At 53.3% G+C, this 19,081-nt stretch carries 18 protein-coding genes; 7 read left to right on the top strand and 11 right to left on the bottom strand.

Features of this window, described 5'->3' with window-relative positions; genetic code table 11:
* Positions 1-20 precede the first annotated feature (20 nt).
* The gene (locus IMQ48_RS06365; RefSeq protein ID WP_196208345.1) at positions 21-791 is read right to left on the bottom strand and encodes an SDR family oxidoreductase; all 771 of its coding nucleotides are present in this window, start codon (positions 789-791) and stop codon (positions 21-23) included.
* A 234-nt stretch (positions 792-1,025) separates the two neighbouring features.
* A complete protein-coding gene (gene tesA, locus IMQ48_RS06360; RefSeq protein WP_196208440.1) occupies positions 1,026-1,640 on the bottom strand; it encodes a multifunctional acyl-CoA thioesterase I/protease I/lysophospholipase L1 in 615 nt (204 codons plus the stop codon).
* Here tesA and ybbA point away from each other — a divergent pair.
* The 6 genes from ybbA to IMQ48_RS06330 all read left to right on the top strand — a co-directional run bounded on the left by ybbA (position 1,611) and on the right by IMQ48_RS06330 (position 8,878).
* Entirely contained in the window at positions 1,611-2,297 is a 687-nt protein-coding gene (ybbA, locus tag IMQ48_RS06355) for a putative ABC transporter ATP-binding protein YbbA (RefSeq protein ID WP_196208344.1), read from the top strand. The two genes, tesA and ybbA, sit on opposite strands and share 30 nt — an antisense overlap.
* Positions 2,294-4,708 carry a putative ABC transporter permease subunit YbbP gene (ybbP, locus tag IMQ48_RS06350; RefSeq protein ID WP_196208343.1) on the top strand — a complete coding sequence of 805 codons (2,415 nt, stop codon included), beginning with the start codon at positions 2,294-2,296 and terminating at the stop codon, positions 4,706-4,708. Before ybbA ends, ybbP begins: the two co-directional genes overlap by 4 nt.
* A 189-nt stretch (positions 4,709-4,897) precedes the next feature.
* Positions 4,898-6,031 (top strand): porin, encoded by a 1,134-nt coding sequence (locus IMQ48_RS06345; RefSeq protein WP_196208342.1) that lies wholly within the window; start codon positions 4,898-4,900, stop codon positions 6,029-6,031.
* 285 nt (positions 6,032-6,316) lie between these two features.
* On the top strand, positions 6,317-7,147 hold the full coding sequence (locus IMQ48_RS06340) for a MetQ/NlpA family ABC transporter substrate-binding protein (protein WP_196208341.1): 831 nt from the start codon (positions 6,317-6,319) through the stop codon (positions 7,145-7,147).
* 62 nt (positions 7,148-7,209) lie between these two features.
* Positions 7,210-8,226 carry a virulence-associated ABC transporter ATP-binding protein SfbB gene (gene sfbB / locus IMQ48_RS06335; protein WP_196208340.1) on the top strand — a complete coding sequence of 339 codons (1,017 nt, stop codon included), beginning with the start codon at positions 7,210-7,212 and terminating at the stop codon, positions 8,224-8,226.
* On the top strand, positions 8,219-8,878 hold the full coding sequence (locus IMQ48_RS06330) for a methionine ABC transporter permease (protein ID WP_196208339.1): 660 nt from the start codon (positions 8,219-8,221) through the stop codon (positions 8,876-8,878). The genes sfbB and IMQ48_RS06330 overlap by 8 nt, the downstream gene beginning before the upstream one ends.
* Here the strand turns inward: IMQ48_RS06330 and mnmH are convergent.
* The 5 genes from mnmH to ppiB form a co-directional block, all read right to left on the bottom strand.
* Positions 8,875-9,960 carry a tRNA 2-selenouridine(34) synthase MnmH gene (gene mnmH / locus IMQ48_RS06325; RefSeq protein WP_196208338.1) on the bottom strand — a complete coding sequence of 362 codons (1,086 nt, stop codon included), beginning with the start codon at positions 9,958-9,960 and terminating at the stop codon, positions 8,875-8,877. The two genes, IMQ48_RS06330 and mnmH, sit on opposite strands and share 4 nt — an antisense overlap.
* Positions 9,961-10,056: 96 nt before the next feature.
* Positions 10,057-11,124: a 5-(carboxyamino)imidazole ribonucleotide synthase gene (gene purK / locus IMQ48_RS06320; RefSeq protein ID WP_196208337.1), complete on the bottom strand. Its 1,068-nt coding sequence runs from the start codon at positions 11,122-11,124 to the stop codon at positions 10,057-10,059.
* Positions 11,121-11,630 carry a 5-(carboxyamino)imidazole ribonucleotide mutase gene (purE, locus tag IMQ48_RS06315; RefSeq protein ID WP_196208336.1) on the bottom strand — a complete coding sequence of 170 codons (510 nt, stop codon included), beginning with the start codon at positions 11,628-11,630 and terminating at the stop codon, positions 11,121-11,123. Before purE ends, purK begins: the two co-directional genes overlap by 4 nt.
* Positions 11,631-11,858: 228 nt before the next feature.
* A complete protein-coding gene (gene lpxH / locus IMQ48_RS06310) occupies positions 11,859-12,581 on the bottom strand; it encodes a UDP-2,3-diacylglucosamine diphosphatase (protein WP_196208335.1) in 723 nt (240 codons plus the stop codon).
* A 2-nt stretch (positions 12,582-12,583) separates the two neighbouring features.
* A complete protein-coding gene (gene ppiB, locus IMQ48_RS06305) occupies positions 12,584-13,078 on the bottom strand; it encodes a peptidylprolyl isomerase B (RefSeq protein ID WP_115259171.1) in 495 nt (164 codons plus the stop codon).
* Between the two features lie 173 nt (positions 13,079-13,251).
* Between ppiB and cysS the strand changes: the two genes are divergently transcribed.
* Positions 13,252-14,637, top strand: a complete 1,386-nt coding sequence (cysS, locus tag IMQ48_RS06300) for a cysteine--tRNA ligase (RefSeq protein WP_115259170.1) — start codon at positions 13,252-13,254, stop codon at positions 14,635-14,637.
* Positions 14,638-14,728: 91 nt separating this feature from the next.
* On the opposite strand, the gene IMQ48_RS06295 is transcribed toward cysS, so the two are convergent.
* From IMQ48_RS06295 to folD, 4 genes are all read right to left on the bottom strand, one after another.
* The gene (locus IMQ48_RS06295; RefSeq protein ID WP_196208334.1) at positions 14,729-15,253 is read right to left on the bottom strand and encodes a metal-dependent hydrolase; all 525 of its coding nucleotides are present in this window, start codon (positions 15,251-15,253) and stop codon (positions 14,729-14,731) included.
* A gap of 280 nt (positions 15,254-15,533) precedes the next feature.
* Positions 15,534-16,232 (bottom strand): hypothetical protein, encoded by a 699-nt coding sequence (locus IMQ48_RS06290; protein WP_196208333.1) that lies wholly within the window; start codon positions 16,230-16,232, stop codon positions 15,534-15,536.
* A 1,209-nt stretch (positions 16,233-17,441) separates the two neighbouring features.
* Positions 17,442-17,654, bottom strand: coding sequence for a ribosome-associated protein YbcJ (ybcJ, locus tag IMQ48_RS06285; RefSeq protein ID WP_196208332.1), 213 nt, complete (start codon positions 17,652-17,654; stop codon positions 17,442-17,444).
* Between the two features lies 1 nt (position 17,655).
* Positions 17,656-18,522: a bifunctional methylenetetrahydrofolate dehydrogenase/methenyltetrahydrofolate cyclohydrolase FolD gene (gene folD, locus IMQ48_RS06280; RefSeq protein ID WP_196208331.1), complete on the bottom strand. Its 867-nt coding sequence runs from the start codon at positions 18,520-18,522 to the stop codon at positions 17,656-17,658.
* Positions 18,523-19,081: the final 559 nt, after the last annotated feature.

Below are 19,081 nucleotides of genomic sequence, written 5' to 3'. Positions count from 1 at the left end.
GCAGACGCGCTGGCTTCAACTCAGCCCTGTAAAATTTTGTCCATTACGCGACCTGGCAACAGGCGCTTTAACAGCATGACCGCCCAGGTCACCAGGGTAACGGGGTAGCGCAGTTTCGGTTTATCGCTCTCAAAAGCATGGCGCACTTTGGCGACCACGGCCTCAGGCCCTAACGTAAAACGTGCGGCAATACCGGGGTTTTCAACCGGGGAATCGCTCTGGGTCTGGTTAACGTTTTCGGTGAATCGGGTGCGGATAGGGCCGGGTTCAATCAGGCTGACTTTGATACCGCTGTGGCGTAATTCCATACGCAGCGCATCGGACCAGGCTTCCAGCGCGTATTTGCTGGCGGCATAGGCCCCGCGCCCCGGCGTGGAGATCAGGCCCATCACCGATGACGTCATCACAATACGCCCTTCGCCGTGGGGCAACATGGCGGGCAGCAGGCGCATGGTCAGCTGATGTGCGCCAAAGAAGTTGGCGGAAAACTGTTGCTCCATCTGCTCACGGCTGATGGTCGGCAGCGGGCCATACACGCCGAACCCGGCGTTGTTAAAGATCCCATACAAACGATTATCAGTCAGGGCGATCACCTCATCGGCTGCGCGATCCACACTTTCTGTGGAATCCAGATCCAGCAAGATGCCGGTGAATCCCATGCTGTTCATGCGTGCGACATCGTCGGGTTTGCGGCAGCCTGCCAGAATTTGAAAACCCTGGAGCTTCAGCTCAAGTGCGCTTTCCAGGCCGATTCCACTGGAACATCCTGTTATTAAGACCGATTTTTGCATAACTTTACCTGTCAGGATCTCCGTTGAATTACGAGTCGTGATTTACTATATCCGTCATACTTCAAGTTGTCTGTGCGTTGGCTACGCTCGCTCACCCCAGTCACATAGTTATCTATGCTCCTGGGGATTAATGAGGGACATCCATGTCCCTCACCGGAGGTCAGCCTTTGGCTGTTCAAATTCGTACCTGACGAATTTGTCACTCCCTTACCGCCTTCATACAACTCGAATTATTTAGGATAGAAAAGGCGTGAGTTGTTTCACCATCCAGTCGGCGATAAACGGCTGGGCGTCACGATTAGGGTGGATACCGTCATCCTGCATCCATTGGGGTTTCAGATAGACCTCTTCCATAAAAAAGGGCAGCAGAGGAATATCAAACTCGCTGGCGAGCTTTGGATAAATTGCGCTAAAGGTTTCATTATAACGGCGACCGTAGTTTGCTGGCAGACGAATTTGCATCAGCAGCGGTTCGGCCTTCGCCGCTTTGACGTCGTGTAAAATTTTACGCAGAGTTTGTTCGGTCTGCTGGGGTTGAAACCCGCGCAGGCCGTCGTTTCCGCCCAGTTCGACCAGCACCCAACGTGGCTGGTGTTGTTGCAGTAATGCGGGCAGACGCGCCAGGCCCTGCTGTGAGGTGTCGCCGCTAATGCTGGCATTCACCACCGATGTTTTGTTTTGCCATTTATCATGCAGCAGCGCTGGCCACGCCGCGCTGGCCGACATTCGGTATCCGGCACTAAGGCTGTCACCCAGAATTAATAACGTGTCCGCAGCGGCGGCGCGGAAAGTTAACAGAATCAGGAACAGGAAGGGCAAATGCCAGCGGAAAACATTGTTGAAGTTCATCATCTTAAGAAATCCGTCGGTCAGGGGGATCAGGAGCTATCCATCCTTACCGGAGTTGAACTGGTTGTCAAACGCGCCGAGACCATTGCGCTGATTGGCGAGTCGGGATCGGGGAAATCTACGCTGCTGGTGATCCTCGCCGGGCTAGACGATGGCACAAGCGGCGAAGTCAGCCTGGTCGGGCAACCGTTGCACAGTATGGACGAAGAAGCCCGGGCGCAGCTGCGCGCGCAGCATGTCGGCTTTGTCTTTCAGTCCTTCATGCTCATTCCGACCCTCAACGCGCTGGAGAACGTCGAACTGCCGGCGTTACTGCGCGGCGAAAATAGCGGTAGTAGTCAGGCAGGGGCCAAAGGCTTACTGGAGCAATTGGGGTTAGGCAAACGCCTTGACCACCTTCCGGCCCAGCTGTCCGGCGGGGAGCAGCAGCGTGTGGCGCTGGCGCGGGCGTTTAACGGACGCCCGGACGTGCTGTTTGCCGACGAGCCGACGGGCAATCTCGACAGGCAAACCGGAGACAAAATTGCCGATCTGCTGTTTTCTCTCAACCGTGAACACGGCACCACCCTGATTCTGGTCACGCATGACCCGCAGCTGGCGGCGCGCTGCGACCGGCGCTTGCGTCTGGTGAACGGACTGTTGCAGGAGGAGGCATGATTGCACGCTGGTTCTGGCGCGAATGGCGCTCGCCCTCATTATTAATTGTCTGGCTGGCGCTTAGCCTGGCGGTGGCCTGCGTGCTGGCGCTGGGGAATATCAGCGACCGCATGGAAAAAGGGCTGAGCCAGCAAAGCCGGGAATTTATGGCGGGCGACCGGGCGCTGCAAAGTTCTCGGGACGTGCCGAAAGCCTGGATTGACGAGGCGCGACAGCACGGCCTGAAGGTAGGCGAACAGCTGACCTTCGCCACCATGACCTTTGCCGCCGATACCCCGCAGTTGGCGAACGTCAAAGCGGTGGATGACGTATACCCCCTGTATGGCGCGCTGCAAACCAACCCGCCGGGACTGAAACCGCAGCCCGGTTCGGTGCTGCTGGCCCCGCGCCTGATGGCGCTGCTCAATTTGAAAATTGGTGATGCCATTGACGTCGGGGACGCCTCGCTGCGTATTGCCGGCGAGGTGGTACAGGAGCCGGATTCCGGCTTTAACCCGTTCCAGATCGCGCCGCGTCTGATGATGAATCTCGCCGATGTCGAAAAAACGGGGGCCGTCCAGCCAGGAAGCCGTGTGACCTGGCGCTATAAATTTGGTGGCACGCCGCAGCAGCTGGAAGATTATGAAAAATGGCTGTTGCCGCAGTTAAAACCGGAGCAGCGTTGGTACGGGCTGGAACAAGATGAAGGCGCGCTGGGGAAATCTCTCGAACGCTCGCAACAGTTCCTGCTGCTGTCGGCACTGTTAACGTTGCTGCTGGCGGTTGCCGCTGTTGCCGTGGCGATGAATCATTACTGCCGCAGCCGTTACGATCTGGTGGCGATACTAAAAACACTCGGCGCGGGCAGGGCGCAGCTACGCAAGCTGATTGTCGGCCAGTGGCTGATGGTGCTGGCGCTGTCCGGCATCACCGGCGGGGCGTGCGGTCTGCTATTTGAGCGCGTGCTGGTGCTGCTGCTCAGGCCCGTTTTACCGGGTGAATTGCCGCCTGCCAGCCTGTGGCCGTGGCTGTGGGCGTTCGGCACCATGACCGTCATTTCACTGCTGGTCGGGTTGCGTCCCTATCGTCTGCTGCTGGCCACGCAGCCGCTGCGGGTGCTGCGCCGCGACGTGGTGGCCAACGTCTGGCCGCTGAAGATCTATTTGCCCGTGGCGACGATCGTGGTGGTTGCGCTGCTGGCCGGGCTGATGGGCGGAAGCATGCTGCTGTGGGCGGTGCTGGCCGGTGCGGTGGTGCTGGCGCTGCTGTGCGGCGTGCTGGGCTGGATGCTGCTCAACCTGCTGCGCGGCCTGACGCTTACCTCGCTGCCGCTGCGTCTGGCGGTCAGTCGCTTACTGCGCCAGCCGTGGTCAACGCTGAGTCAGCTGTCGGCCTTTTCGCTCTCTTTTATGCTACTGGCGCTGTTGCTGGTGTTACGGGGCGATCTGCTCGACCGCTGGCAGCAGCAAATGCCGCCGGAAAGCCCGAACTATTTCCTCATCAATATTGCCACTGAACAGGTGGGACCGCTGAAGGCGTTCCTGTCCGAGCATCAGGTGATCCCTGAGTCGTTCTACCCGATTGTGCGGGCGCGTCTGACCGCCATCAATGACAAGGCAACCGAAGGTAATCAGGATGAGTCGCTTAACCGCGAACTGAACCTGACCTGGCAGGATACCCGCCCGGATCATAACCCGTTAACCGCCGGAAGTTGGCCGCCAAAAGCGGGCGAAGTGTCAATGGAAGAAGGGCTGGCGAAGCGGCTGAACGTTAAGCTCGGCGACCGCGTGACCTTTATGGGCGATACCCAGGATTTCAGCGCCACGGTCAGTAGCCTGCGTAAGGTGGACTGGGAAAGCCTGCGGCCTAACTTCTTCTTTATCTTCCCGCAGGGCGCGTTGGACGGGCAGCCGCAAAGTTGGCTGACCAGCTTCCGTTGGGAAAATGGCAACGGTATGCTGACCCAGCTTAACCGCGAGTTCCCGACCATCAGCCTGCTGGATATCGGTGCGATCCTCAAGCAGGTTGGCCAGGTGCTTGAACAGGTTAGTCGGGCGCTGGAGGTGATGGTGGTGCTGGTCACCGCTTGTGGCATGCTGCTGCTACTGGCACAGGTGCAGGTTGGCATGCGCCAACGGCATCAGGAACTGGTGGTCTGGCGGACGCTGGGGGCGGGCAAGAAATTGCTGCGCACCACGCTATGGTGCGAGTTCGCCATGCTGGGGATGGTCTCCGGGCTGGTCGCGGCCATTGGCGCGGAAACCGCGCTGGCGGTTCTGCAAACCCGCGTGTTTGATTTCCCGTGGGAGCCTGACTGGCGACTGTGGGTCATCTTACCGGTTTGCGGGGCGCTGCTACTCTCGTTATGCGGTGGATGGCTCGGCGCTCGTCTGCTAAAAGGCAAAGCCCTGTTTCGTCAGTTTAACAATTAATTCATTTTAGTGATGATTACGCACCGGTTTTTACATCGGTGCGTATTTTTTGTTTATCCCGCACAAATTGATAACTCCTTGATATTTAACCGCACAGAACAATAAAAACCCGCCAACACGCGAGTATTAATAAACGTTAATATTTGTGTGCTGAATAATTGGCAGGCTATCTATCAAGGTAAAACAACCATGACTATAAAAAAAACAGCGCTGGCGGTATCGATCGGCGCAGCAGTGGCATTAACGACGTTCGCCTCCCAGGCGGAAATCACTGTCCTGAAACAAGATCCGCAGGCGGGTAACCCGCTGAGCCGTCTTAACTTCACCGTCGGTGGCAGTATCCGTCCCCAGTTCCAGAACATGGCGGGCGACGATGGCAAGAATGGCTACAAACGTAACGGTTTTGACGGCGGTACCCGTTTCCGCTTCGCCGCAGACTACTATCTGTTTGATGACATCAGTTGGGTGAGCTACTACGAACTGGGCGTTAACTTCCCGGCGATGTTCGACTGGGATAATCACCACGCTGACGGCGCCAACGACACCACGCGTCGTATGTTGTACACCGGGCTGAAGAGCGCGACCTGGGGTACGCTGACCTTCGGTCAACAGAACAGCATTTACTATGATGTGGTCGGTGCGAAAACAGATATCTGGGACTACGACATGATCGGTCAGGCGCCAGGTAACGGGATTAATGGCGACTATGATGGTTCATATCGTACGCGTAAATCACTGAAGTATAAGAAAACTGTGGGTGATGTGGATCTCTACGCTTCTTATCTGTTCAGTGATGATTACAACCCAAACAACGGTCTGCGCTACAAACGTAAAGGCGGCGGCTCGCTGGGTGTCGATTACCATATTACCGACGACTTAACCTGGGGTACGGCGTGGAACTACACCCGTGCAGAAATGCGTGGCAACGGCAGCAAAACGTACGATCAGAACATCGTGGGTACTGCGCTGAGCTGGAAACCGGACAACTGGACCTTCTCCCTGGGCGGCGGCTGGTATCAAAACTTCATGACCACCAAGAAAGTATCGGTTAACGACTACTTTGCCGGTGACGCGTGGGGTCTGGAATACTTTGCCGGTTATACCTTCCCGGTTGGCCAGTATGCGCTGAAATCCGTTCAGCCTTACTTCATGGGCGATCGTATTGAATACGTGAATGGCCGTAACTACCTGCGTACCGACAACGGTGTGGGGATCAGCTTCCAGCTGGACTACGGTTTCCGTGTTGATTACGAACACGTATTCACCTCCAGCACCGATAACCTGGGCGACATGAATCTGGTGCGTCTGCGTTACGATTTCTAATCGAACACCTGCCAAACGGAATGCCCGATGCGCGTGCGCTTATCGGGCCTACGAGAGCAGCGTAATCGAGTTATTTGTAGGCCGGATAAGGTGCTTGTGCCGCCATCCGGCTTTTTTCATGCCATTCCCCTTCAGTTACACACTTTGCAACATCATGAAATAATTTCAAGGACAGCAGGTTGTGATCTGTGTCATGTTAACAATCAGCCTGTTAAGCAGGTCAACAACAACAACGCCGCATGAACGGCGTGAGACATCACATCACAACGTTAAAATGGAGAGATTATGGGATTGCGCCACAGTTTACGCATCGCGACCGGAGCATTGTTACTGGCCTGCGGCTTACAACTTGCCCACGCTAATAGCGATCCACAGACTATCGTTTTCGGCGTCGCGCCGGGTCCGTATGGTGACATGGTAAAACAGGCGATTGCCCCGACGCTGAAAGAAAAGGGCTACAAGGTGGTGGTGCGCGAATTCAGCGACTACGTCCAGCCCAATATGGCGCTTTCCAACGGTAGCATTGACGCTAACCTGTTCCAGCACTCGCTGTACTTTGACAAATTCACTGCCGACAAAGGCCTGAAGCTGAGCAAACTGATTGTGGTCCCGACGGCCGGAATGGGATTCTACTCACATAAAATTAAAAGCCTGGATGAGCTGAAGAAAGGGGACGTGATTACGCTTTCCAACGATCCCACTAACCTGGCTCGCGGGCTGCGTTTCCTGCAATCCATCGATTTGATCACCATTAAAGATAATATCGATCCCACCAAAGCCTCCGAGCGTGATATCGCCAGCAACCCGAAAGGGCTGATTTTCAAACCGCTGGAAGCTGCGCAGTTGCCGCGCACGCTCGACGGCGTGACCGGCGCGCTGGTCAACGGTAACTTTGCCGTTGCCGCAAAGCTGGATCTCGCGAGTGCATTGAAGCAAGAGCATCTGGATGAAAACCTGAAAAATATCATCGCGGTACGCAGTGAAGATGCGGATAAACCGTTCGCCAAAGACATTGTTGAGGCGGTGAAATCGCCGGCTTATCGCGCGGTGATTGACGACCCGAAAAATATCTACAGCGCCTTCCAGAAACCGGAATGGATGTCGGCAGCCCAGTAATCGCTGCGCCAACGGTTTAACAGGGCAGCGATGACTGCCCTTTTCGCATTTCTGAGGTGGCTATGATTGAGATAGAGAAGGTTTGCGTGGACTTCACCGCAGGCCGTGGGCCGTCAACCCGCGCGGTGGATGACGTCAGCCTGCGGATCGGCGCAGGCGAGATATTCGGTATTGTCGGGACCAGCGGTGCGGGAAAAAGTACCCTGCTGCGTACCCTGAACGCCTTAACGCGCCCGAGCGAGGGAAGCGTAAAAGTGAACGGCGTGGAAATCTCCGCGCTTGAGGGAGGTCATTTACGCAAAGCGCGTCAGCGTATCGGCATGATCTTCCAGCACTTTAACCTGATGCATACCCGCACTGTGGCGCAAAACGTGGCCTTCAGCCTGAAGGCTGCAGGTTGGGAGCGTAGTAAAATCGCCCCACGTGTGACGGAGATCCTGGCCCTGGTGGGCCTGTCTGATAAGGCCAACCGTTATCCGGTGCAGCTCAGCGGTGGACAAAAGCAGCGTGTGGGGATTGCCCGCGCGATTGCCAACCACCCGGATGTACTGCTCTGCGATGAACCGACCTCGGCGCTGGATCTGGAAACCTCTGCCACCATTCTGGCACTGCTCAAGCAGATCAACGCCCAGTTGGGGATCACGATCGTGCTGATCACCCACGAGATGAACGTGATCAAATCTATCTGCGATCGCGTGGCGGTGATGTCCGGCGGCAAGGTGGTGGAGTCCGGCGAGGTGTTTGACGTCTTTGCCCATCCGCAGCACGCGTTTACCCAACAGCTGGTATCGCACACGCTCAACCTGACGCTACCGGATCGCCTGCGACAACATTTGCCGGGGCAACTGTTAAAAATTCTGTTTATTGGCGATTCGGCAGAACAGCCGGTGCTGTCCGAGGTGGCGGTGAAATTCGGCGTGGCGGTGAATATTCTGCACGGAAAAATTGAATACATCGGCGAACGGGCGTTGGGGATCTTAGTGGTGCAGCTGACCGCGCCGCATAATCCTGCGGCGGTCGATGTTGCCGTGGAGCACATTCGTCAACGTACCGCACAGGTGGAGGTGATTCGTGGATGATTTATTGCCGGATTTGACGCTGGCGTTCAATGAAACCTTTCAGATGCTGAGCATCTCAACGGTGCTGGCAATTGTTGGCGGCCTGCCGCTGGGCTTTTTAATCTTCGTGACCGACCGTCATTTATTCTGGCAGAACCGTTTTGTGTATCTGATCAGTTCCGTGCTGGTGAATATTATCCGCTCGGTGCCGTTTGTGATCCTGCTGGTGCTGTTGCTGCCGTTAACTCAGTTTCTGCTCGGCAATACCATCGGGCCGATTGCGGCGTCGGTACCGCTGTCGGTGGCGGCGATTGCATTCTATGCCCGACTGGTGGACAGCGCCCTGCGCGAGGTCGATAAAGGCATTATTGAGGCGGCGGAGGCCTTTGGCGCCAGCCCGATGCGCATCATTTGTACCGTGCTGTTACCGGAAGCCAGTGCCGGTCTGCTGCGTGGGTTAACGATAACGCTGGTCAGCCTGATCGGCTATTCCGCGATGGCCGGGATTGTTGGCGGCGGCGGGGTTGGAGACCTGGCGATTCGCTTCGGTTATTACCGCTACGAAACCCAGGTCATGATCGTCACCGTGGTGGCGCTGATTATTCTGGTACAGGTTGTTCAGGTGCTGGGCGACTGGCTGGCGAAACGCGCGGATAAGCGCGACCGGCATTAAGGCGTCTGAACCCAGTCATTCACATCCTGCCATGTGCCGCGAAAGACGATTTTCGCGGCTTTCTTCTCCAGTTGGTAACGATACATCGGATCGTAATATTCGTTGAGTAACGGCACCAGCCAGCCCATGTGACCGTCGGTGCTACCGCTGGCCTGTTGCTCGTTCAATGCGACGTCCAGTAGTGCGGTCAGTTCCGCAAAACGCTGTAACCCTAAACGACGGCGGATGGCGAACAGGCCGTGGTGCAGGTATTCACTGTATTCCTGCCAGCCCTGAACATCCCCGTAAGCCTGGGTAAAATCGTGGTGCATTCGCACGAAATACTCTTCACGCAGTCGTTCGAGGCGTAGCTCAAAGGGATCGTCGACTACAGCAATAGAGGCCTGGCTCATGCGCTCACGCAAGCACTCGGGCAAATGATTGGCGCCAATCATGCGGCCTTCATCTTCCAGCACCCAGCGATGCAGGTCCTGACGGCTGTCGGTTTGCAGCATCTCGACCGCCAGCAGGTTTTCAAAACTGGCCTGGCTCAGTTGGGGCTCAACCGTGCGACCAAAAGAAGAGCCGCGATGGTGCGCCAGACCTTCGAGATCCACGCCGTTTGGCTGCAATTGCACTAACTGCGTTTTACCGCTGCCGGTACAGCCGCCAATTAAGACTATTGGTTTTTGCACCAACTCTTCGGTTATTTGTATCGCGGCCTGACGCAGGGCTTTATAACCGCCGCTGACCAGCGGGTAGTCAATGCCGGATTCACGCAGCCATTGCTGCACAATGTGTGACCGTTGACCGCCGCGTGCGCAGCATAAAATTCCCTCAGGATGCTGGCGACAGGCAGCTTGCCAGGCATTCATCCGCTGCTGGCGGATGTCACCGCTCACCAGCTGATGCCCAAGTGCCAGCGCAGCGTCCGGTCCCTGACGTTTGTAACAGGTCCCGACCGCGGCACGTTCGTCATCGTTCATCAGGGGGAGGTTGATTGCACCCGGCATCGCGCCTTGTTGAAACTCAACGGGGGCGCGTACATCGATTAAGGGCGTACCGGCGAGCAGAATCGCGCGATAGTCCGTTCCATCGTTCATGTTCAATCCTGAAAATACAAAACAGCAATGAAAGGGATTTTACGCGCCAGAGGAGGGGCCGGGGAAGGATAAATTCCATTCCCCGGCATTAATGGCTTATTTCAGTTTGGACTGTGCCCAGATAATGCCGCTGGCATATTCCGGCGGCAGCAGGGGAATCAGCGCTTCCAGCGTGGCGCTCAGGCGAGCAGTATCACTGTCGGTCAGGTTCAGGTGACCGACCTTACGGCCTGCACGCACCTCTTTGTCATACCAGTGCAGATGCACCAGCGGCAGTTTCAACCAGTCGTAATTCAGGTCGCTGCCAATTAAATTCACCATCACTGAAGGACTGTTGACTACCGGCGTGGGTAACGGCAGGTCGGTAATGGCGCGCAGGTGCAGTTCAAACTGGCTGATGCTGGCGCCGTTCTGCGTCCAGTGTCCGCTGTTGTGTACGCGCGGGGCCAGTTCGTTGATCAGCAAGCCTTCCGGGGTGATGAAACACTCCATCGCCATTACGCCAACATAGCCCAGCTCGTGCATGATGGCGGACAACATCGCCTCGGCCTGATCCTGCTGTTTGGCATTGGCCTGCGGGAACGCGACGCTGGTGCGCAGAATGCCGTCCTGATGCAGGTTATGGGTCAGCGGATAGAAGACGGTGCTGCCGTCGTGGGCGCGGGCGCCAACCAGCGATACTTCGCCGGAGAAGTTAATCCCCTGCTCGACGATACACTCGCCGTAGCAGTCGTCCGGCAGTTGTTCCGTTTCGTGGGCGCGTAAACGCCACTGCCCGCGACCGTCGTAGCCGCCGACGCGGCGTTTGACGATCGCCAGTTCACCCAGCGTTTTAAATACTGCAGACCATTCGCTTTTGTCCGCCAGCAGCTGCCACGGCGCGGTAGCCAGCTTGAGTTTGTCAAACAGCTGCTTTTGCGTCAGACGGTCGGCAATAATCGGGAAAATATCGCGGTTGACGAACGCCGGATGGCGCGCCAGTTCGCGGGTCAGAGCGGTTTCCGGCCAGCGTTCAATCTCGGCGGTGATGACGCTTTGTTGAAAGGGAACGGCAGCGGGTTCGGCATCCAGCCCGACGGGCCAGACCGCAATCCCCAGCGGCTCACCGGCCTGACGCAACATGCGTCCTAGCTGGCCGTTGCCGAGTACGCAAACCTGCTTCATGCCGCACCTCGCGGGTCCGGATTCTCCAGTACTTCGTCGGTCTGAGCTTTACGCCAGTCATGCAGACGCTGATGCAGTTCTTTATCGTGTGTCGCCAGAATTTGTGCCGCCAGCAGGGCCGCATTCGCCGCGCCCGCTTTACCAATCGCCAGCGTGCCCACCGGAATACCGCGCGGCATCTGCACGATGGAGTACAGGCTGTCGATGCCGCTCAGCGCTGCGCTTTGTACCGGAACACCTAATACCGGCACCAGCGTTTTGGCGGCAATCATACCGGGCAGATGTGCTGCACCGCCTGCGCCTGCAATAATCACCTGATAGCCGTTCTCTTCAGCACTTTCGGCGAAGCTAAACAGTCTGTCGGGGGTGCGGTGGGCAGAGACCACTTCAACGTGGTGCGGGACATTCAGGATTTCAAAGATTTCGGCGGCGAACTGCATGGTAGCCCAGTCGCTTTTGGACCCCATCACGATGGCGACACGCGCCGGATTATTGCGGGAAGACATGCGTCTGAAAACTCCTGTGGGTGTGCTTCACACTGCGTTAGAGGCCACAGAGAATAGCATGTTTTAAAAACAAGGAAAACGATTGCGCACTTTACACTTCACTCTTCAAGCTGCCTCTTTGTTGGTTGCATCTGTTCACCCCAGTCACTTACTTATATAAGCTCCAGGGGACTCACAGATTTGCCGCCTCGATGCATCTCGAATAGTTTTGTGTAAATATCTGCAGAATTAAAATGGAAACGCGATCAGCTCAACGTCGTCGGGCGTGACCTTAACCATCGAACCTTTGCTGTGCCACGCGCCTAACACCACGCGGAAAGCGGGGTGGTTATTGGCCGTCAGCTCATGCACCGCCGGGCGATGGGTATGGCCATGAATCAGCCACTGTACCTGATGTTTTTCCATCTCGGTAACCACGGCCTGCGGATTCACATCCATAATTTCCAGCGATTTGCTGCTGTTGGCGGCTTGGCTGTTGGCGCGCATCTTTGCGGCAATGCGTTGGCGAACAAACAACGGCAGAGCAAGAAACAGTGTTTGTAGCCAGGGTTGATGCACTTTAGCGCGAAAAGCCTGATAACCGGCATCATCGGTACACAGCGTGTCGCCATGCATGATCAGCACCTTGCGGCCATACAGGTCGAGCACTTTTTCCTCGGGTAACAAGGTCATTCCGCTCTCGCGGGCAAAACGCTTGCCGAGCAGAAAATCACGGTTGCCGTGAATGAAGAAGCAGGGGACGCCGGAATCAGCCAGCGATTTTATTGCGACGGCGATTTCATGGTGCAGCGGAGTGGGGTCATCGTCGCCTATCCATGCTTCGAACAGATCGCCAAGAATGTACAGCGCATCGGCTGTTCGGGCATCACCGGCTAAAAAACGCAGAAAACCGGCGGTAATCGCCGGTTCTTCCGTGCAGAGGTGAAGATCTGCAATAAACAGTGTCGCCACGATTACTCGCTGACGGTCACGTTTTCGATAATAACGTCTTCTTTCGGTACGTCCTGGTGCATGCCGCTGCGACCGGTAGAAACGTTTTTGATTTTATCAACCACGTCCATGCCTTCAACCACTTCAGCAAATACACAGTAACCCCAGCCCTGCATGCTTTCGCCGGAGAAGTTCAGGAAGTCGTTGTCGGCAACGTTGATGAAGAACTGCGCCGTTGCGGAGTGCGGAGCCTGAGTACGGGCCATTGCCAGCGTACCGCGGGTATTTTTCAGACCGTTGTTGGCTTCGTTTTTGATAGCCTCTTTGGTTTCTTTTTGCTTCATGCCAGGCTCAAAACCGCCGCCCTGAATCATGAAACCGTTGATAACACGGTGGAAAATGGTGTTGTTATAGAAACCTTCGCGGCAGTAGTCCAGGAAGTTTTTAACTGTTTCAGGCGCTTTATCATCAAACGTTTTGATTACGATATCGCCGTGATTAGTGTGGAAAGTAACCATTTTTGCATCCTGTTCCGATAGAGTGGTGCTTCGACCCTGGTCAGGGTCACATGATAGGGGCTTGTTATAGCATAACCGCAAGCTGCGATCACCTTGCAAAGTGTGCTGCTTCGGGGCCAATTTATAGGTATTATAGGGCTTTGTTATCCACACACGTCTACACGGAATCTTCGATGTTAAAAATCTTTAATACACTGACGCGCCAAAAAGAGGAATTCAAACCTATTCATGCCGGGGAAGTCGGCATGTACGTGTGTGGTATCACCGTTTACGATCTCTGTCATATTGGTCACGGACGTACCTTCGTCTCTTTCGATGTGGTTGCACGCTATCTGCGCTTCCTCGGCTATAAGCTGAAGTACGTGCGCAACATTACCGATATCGACGACAAAATCATTAAGCGCGCTAATGAAAATGGCGAGAGCTTTGTGGCGTTGGTCGACAGGATGATCGCGGAAATGCACAACGACTTCGACGCGCTGAATATTCTGCGCCCGGATCTCGAACCGCGTGCGACGCATCATATTGCGGAAATTATTGAAATCACCGAACAGCTGATCGCCAAAGGTCACGCTTACGTGGCTGATAACGGCGACGTGATGTTCGACGTGCCGACCGATCCGCACTACGGTCAGCTGTCGCGCCAGGATCTGGATCAGCTGCAGGCGGGTGCCCGCGTGGATGTGGTGGATGTGAAGCGTAACCCGATGGACTTCGTGTTGTGGAAGATGTCCAAAGAGGGCGAGCCGAGCTGGCCGTCACCGTGGGGCGCGGGTCGTCCGGGCTGGCACATTGAGTGTTCGGCGATGAACTGCAAACAGCTGGGCAACCATTTTGATATTCACGGCGGCGGCTCTGACCTGATGTTCCCGCACCATGAGAACGAAATTGCCCAGTCCACCTGTGCGCACGACGGCGAATACGTCAACTACTGGATGCACTCCGGGATGGTGATGGTTGATCGTGAGAAAATGTCCAAATCACTGGGCAACTTCTTTACCGTGCGCGACGTGCTGAAGTATTACGACGCCGAAACCATTCGCTACTTCCTGATGTCCGGCCACTATCGTAGCCAGCTGAACTACAGCGAAGAGAACCTGAAGCAGGCGCGTTCTGCACTGGAGCGTCTGTACACCGCGCTGCGCGGTACTGACAAATCCGTGGCGCCAGCCGGTGGTGATGCCTTTGAAGCGCGTTTCATTGAAGCAATGAACGATGATTTCAATACGCCGGAAGCCTACTCGGTGCTGTTTGATATGGCGCGTGAGGTCAACCGTCTGAAGGGTGAAGATATGGCGGCGGCTAACGCCATGGCCGCGCATCTGCGCAAGCTGTCCGGCGTGCTGGGCCTGCTGGAGCAGGATCCGGAAGCGTTCCTGCAAAGCGGTGCGCAGGCGGATGACGGTGAGGTCGCTGAGATTGAAGCGCTTATCCAACAGCGTTTAGATGCCCGTAAAGCGAAAGACTGGGCGGCAGCCGACGCCGCGCGTGATCGTCTGAACGAGATGGGCATCGTGCTGGAAGATGGTCCGCAAGGCACCACCTGGCGTCGTAAGTAATTCTCTCAATTGCCGGATGGCGGCTAACGCCTTATCCGGCCTACGATGGAATGATCGGTAGGCCTGATAAGCGTAGCGCCATCAGGCACTATTAGTGACGTCTGTACCACCACAGCACACCCATCATGACGGCTCCCGGCAGCCACACCCACATTAATTCCGAGATAATCACCTGATGCCCATACGGCGTGGCATAGCGTGACAGCGCGAACGGCGCGACCTTAATCACCTGCCACGGCGCAAAGAAGCGTTCATCTGACCATGGCCACAGCCAGCCAACGCCTTTTCCTCCGGTGGTCACTGAATCCAGCAAGCTGTGCGACAGCAACGATACCGTCAAAAATAACCAGCAGCGAATCAGCCCGGCTTTAAACCATCGTCGACCTATCATGATGCACAGCAGCGGCACCGCGAAGGCGAATAACAGCGAGTGGGTAAATCCGCGGTGACCTAACACGTTGCCGTAGGCAATACCGAACTTAAACGACAGGACGTCGGCGTCAGGCAGCATTGCCAGTACAACCCCGGCAAACAATAAGCGTGGGGGAATGGCTTTGAGCCCCAGACCCAATCCTAAACAAAGAGGTACGGCTGCATGGGTAACGATGGTTGGCATGATAATTTTCCATAATAAATCATGGGAATATAGCAGTGTTCCTGCGCAAAAGCGTCGTTAATAGTCTGATTTTTCACGGACTTTTAAGATGTGTCGCTTGAGCGTAAAAAAAAGAGAAGGTATGAAGTGTACCTTGTGAAGTGAATGAGTGAGATGTGATAACGGAATTTTTCGTCAGGCCAGTGAAAGTTTCGCCTGTTTACAAAGGTGATAATTCCATGCCTGATGGCCCTATCCGGAAACCACATCTCTACTCTATTTGTTTACACTACTCCTTAACTTATGCTAAATAGCCAACTTTAATTGAGCTGGCAATATTGTTGAGCCAGGAAATATAACCATCAAAATTGTAAATTCGGGCTTTACCTGTAACACCGGAACCATTAAACCCAGTAACCCGCCCGCCCCAGGCTTTGTCTTCATAAAAGTCGGCAGTTCTATCGCTGAAGACCAGCGCGGAAGAGGCTTTATCATTATGTTCGGGGCCAAAACTTGAATCGTTTTCATTAAAGTACGTGAGGTATTGTGCACCATAGAGGTAGTCATAAATATAGGTGGGTTCAACGCCGTTACCCGTATATTCGAGATCAAATTCAAAAAAAGAACTTAGACTCGTTTCCTGGATTTCACCATACAGTTTAAATGAACGACATTGGTCATTCATATTAATCCCACTCCAGCTGAAGTTTAATTGTGGATCGTCAGGGATCCAGCCAATATCCTCGCTAAAATCCACAGTGATAATTTCTAATGAACCATTTCCCACGGCTAAGGTTTTACCAGTATAATTGGCACCACTATACATAACTACTTTTGTTTGGGGGGGCAATGTGACCGACGAGAATGTATTTGCAAGCCCTATCGTTGACAAGTCTGGGTTGTCCTGTGTTGCTGTGTATGCTTCTCCAGTTCCTTGTTCTTCAGAGTAAAAGGTCACTGGCATCAGAATATCATTTACGTTTGCGGTTTCGTTTGACATAGATAAATCTCCATTGATAGATAAAATTCATGTAAATTTTTTAGAATGAAAGTATGTAATAGTTCTGGTAAAAATTGGTGATTCTTTGATTTTAGGTGAAAAATTCGATTATTTAACAATATTCATTATCTATTCCTCGTTTTAGGGTTGCATAAAGAGCAACCGGGTTAGGCATCCGGGGATGCAGGTAGGTTGTATTTCCTGTAAATGCAATATCTATAAGAAATTATCTTTATAAGCTATGTTGTTTATTGAATACTATTAATGGTATAGCTTGCTTGACAGTTGAAAATGAACGCCATCTTTTATGTCACCTAATAGTTTCCCCATTTAAAATCAATAGATAATGCTTAAGTTGCACGGAATGCAGCAGCGTAATAGGACTTAAAATCACTGTTGACCATACCGTTCACAACCGCAAAAAACATCAACGAGTTACCCTGTCAAATACCTGCATTTATGGATTGATAATTTTCTGGGTGCAAAGAGTTCGACTTGATGCTTTGGGTTTATTAATCTTTCAGAGATACCAATCGACAAGTTATAAATTTAATGCTTTTCTCATGATATCAGATACATCCTTTTTACACCCTTGATGTTTGATTCAGATTTTTTGCTAAATTATTATTCCTCAGCCTTATGTCCAGATGTTTTTTTTCAGTGATAGTTAAGTACAATAATGTCGATTGCACCTGATATGCCGCTATTCGCAAGCGTTATATGAAGTAATGCTTCCGTAATTTGTGGCATTAATCCTGAAAGTACTCCCGTAAACCCCAATGCAATAATTTGGCTACGTGCGATATAGATACTCCTTCCAGCCTGACCAGATATAACATCCAGAAGATATCATTCGAGTCCTCCCCAAGAGAAGAATAGCATTGTGTTAATTCAACTAAAAAATGAATTAGATGATGGGTATTTTCATGGCACAATGTTTCCTTCCCATAATTGTATGAGTTAATGTGTATTAAGATTAATTTCTTTAATGAAATTGAATCGCTTCTTGCTATGCGACAAATAATAAACGTTGAGCACTTCAATTTTGTGATGGATGTCTCAAAGAGATCAACTAGTAGCTTTTAACGATCAATTTGGGTTTAATGATATTATTTTGTGATTTTTTTTGTTAATCCATTTATTAATGGAATAAATAACAGGAGAAGAGAGGGGGACCCGATAGCAAAGCACTATCGGGTTTCAGAAGGGCTATGCGGTTACGGCCACGCTGTACTGTTCAAAGGCCACTGTCTGGCCCGCGACAATTTTGCAGCGTTTACGTGTTTCTACTACTCCATCAACCTTCACTAACCCTTCGCCAATGGCAATTTTTGCCTGGGCGCCGCTTTCGCACCAGCCTTCCAGCTTTAGCAGATCGCAGAGTTCGACGTGTGGGTGTTTACCCAGTGAAAATGTAGCCATCTTAAACGTCCTTTACATCATGGTATTCAACGCACGCCTGAAGCGTGTTTTCGATAAGTGTGGCGACCGTCATCGGGCCAACGCCACCCGGCACCGGCGTAATATACCCGGCGCGCGCAGCGGCATCTTCAAAGACCACATCGCCAACAACCTTGCCATTTTCCAGACGGTTGATGCCGACATCAATCACAATCGCACCTTCTTTGATCCATTCACCGGGAATAAAGCCCGGTTTGCCGACGGCAACAATCAGCAGGTCAGCATGCTCTACGTGGCGACGCAGATCTTTGGTAAAGCGATGGGTTACCGTGGTGGTACAGCCCGCCAGCAGCAACTCCATGCTCATCGGGCGACCGACAATGTTAGAGGCGCCAATCACCACGGCATTCAGGCCGTAGGTATCGATGTTGTAACGCTCAAGCAAGGTCACGATGCCGCGAGGCGTACACGGACGTAGGCGCGGCGCACGTTGGCACAGGCGACCGACGTTATACGGGTGGAATCCGTCGACGTCTTTATCCGGTGCAATGCGCTCCAGCACCTTGACGTTATCGATCCCCGCCGGTAACGGCAACTGGACCAGAATACCGTCGATGGCTGTATCTGCGTTGAGCGTATCGATGAGCTCAAGAAGTTCCGCCTCGCTGGTGGTTTCAGGCAGGTCATAGGAGCGGGAGACGAACCCCACTTCGTCGCAGGCTTTGCGTTTACTTGCTACGTAAATTTGCGAAGCCGGGTTGCTACCTACCAGCACAACAGCCAGGCCTGGGGCGCGTAATCCAGCCGCTAAACGCGCCTGAACTTTTTGAGCTACCTCAGAGCGTACCTGCTGCGCAATCGTTTTACCGTCAATAATCTTTGCTGCCATCAGAGAGAGGATTCCGTCTGTTACGTTAAATCGAAGGGGATGTCACTATTTTGTCAGAAGCGCGGCGTGCTGTCAGTTTTCGTTTGCATTTTTAGGTGAGATTAGGCGCGTTATGTTGTGCAATCGGGGGATATACAGAAAGCAAAAGTATGGGGAGGTTAGTGATCGTGCTAATTAAAATTAACACTAGAGAAACAATTCATCACCCTGCTATTTTCATGGGTAATATGTCATAAACCAGTCTGTTACGTACCATTATAGTGGTGTTTAAGTAATATTTACCCAGACATTTCTTAGGCACCAATAAGAATTGCCCAGGGTCATTACAAGGATTTGCAGGTATTTTTCATTAATTGAAATGTTTAATTTATCCCTGTGACGAATTGTCATATTCGTAAAGATTAATTAGTGAATCTCGTGCTCAGGAGAGTTGGGGCAAGAATCGTTAATTCTCTTTCGATATATATCTTTACAGGATGCAGAGATAATTTGCCTGACATTTAATGTCGATAATGATTCAAACGGATCCGGCAGGATACCGGAACCGGATGTGTGTAAT

It is taken from the genome of Citrobacter sp. Res13-Sevr-PEB04-36 (assembly GCF_015672735.1).
Classification (GTDB): Bacteria; Pseudomonadota; Gammaproteobacteria; order Enterobacterales; family Enterobacteriaceae; genus Citrobacter.
The sequence above is the reverse complement of the archived record's forward strand: the minus strand, read 5'-3'. Positions and strand labels throughout refer to the sequence as shown.

Bases quoted from the DNA above. Each gene is read 5' to 3' on its own strand.
- tesA (WP_196208440.1), bottom strand. From the start codon at position 1,640: ATGAACTTCAACAATGTTTTCCGCTGGCATTTGCCCTTCCTGTTCCTG.
- ppiB (WP_115259171.1), bottom strand. From the start codon at position 13,078: ATGGTTACTTTCCACACTAATCACGGCGATATCGTAATCAAAACGTTT.
- ybbP (WP_196208343.1), top strand. From the start codon at position 2,294: ATGATTGCACGCTGGTTCTGGCGCGAATGGCGCTCGCCCTCATTATTA.
- sfbB (WP_196208340.1), top strand. From the start codon at position 7,210: ATGATTGAGATAGAGAAGGTTTGCGTGGACTTCACCGCAGGCCGTGGG.
- IMQ48_RS06295 (WP_196208334.1), bottom strand. From the start codon at position 15,253: ATGCCAACCATCGTTACCCATGCAGCCGTACCTCTTTGTTTAGGATTG.
- cysS (WP_115259170.1), top strand. From the start codon at position 13,252: ATGTTAAAAATCTTTAATACACTGACGCGCCAAAAAGAGGAATTCAAA.
- ybbA (WP_196208344.1), top strand. From the start codon at position 1,611: ATGCCAGCGGAAAACATTGTTGAAGTTCATCATCTTAAGAAATCCGTC.
- IMQ48_RS06340 (WP_196208341.1), top strand. From the start codon at position 6,317: ATGGGATTGCGCCACAGTTTACGCATCGCGACCGGAGCATTGTTACTG.
- IMQ48_RS06345 (WP_196208342.1), top strand. From the start codon at position 4,898: ATGACTATAAAAAAAACAGCGCTGGCGGTATCGATCGGCGCAGCAGTG.
- mnmH (WP_196208338.1), bottom strand. From the start codon at position 9,960: ATGAACGATGGAACGGACTATCGCGCGATTCTGCTCGCCGGTACGCCC.
- IMQ48_RS06365 (WP_196208345.1), bottom strand. From the start codon at position 791: ATGCAAAAATCGGTCTTAATAACAGGATGTTCCAGTGGAATCGGCCTG.
- folD (WP_196208331.1), bottom strand. From the start codon at position 18,522: ATGGCAGCAAAGATTATTGACGGTAAAACGATTGCGCAGCAGGTACGC.
- IMQ48_RS06290 (WP_196208333.1), bottom strand. From the start codon at position 16,232: ATGTCAAACGAAACCGCAAACGTAAATGATATTCTGATGCCAGTGACC.
- ybcJ (WP_196208332.1), bottom strand. From the start codon at position 17,654: ATGGCTACATTTTCACTGGGTAAACACCCACACGTCGAACTCTGCGAT.
- purE (WP_196208336.1), bottom strand. From the start codon at position 11,630: ATGTCTTCCCGCAATAATCCGGCGCGTGTCGCCATCGTGATGGGGTCC.
- purK (WP_196208337.1), bottom strand. From the start codon at position 11,124: ATGAAGCAGGTTTGCGTACTCGGCAACGGCCAGCTAGGACGCATGTTG.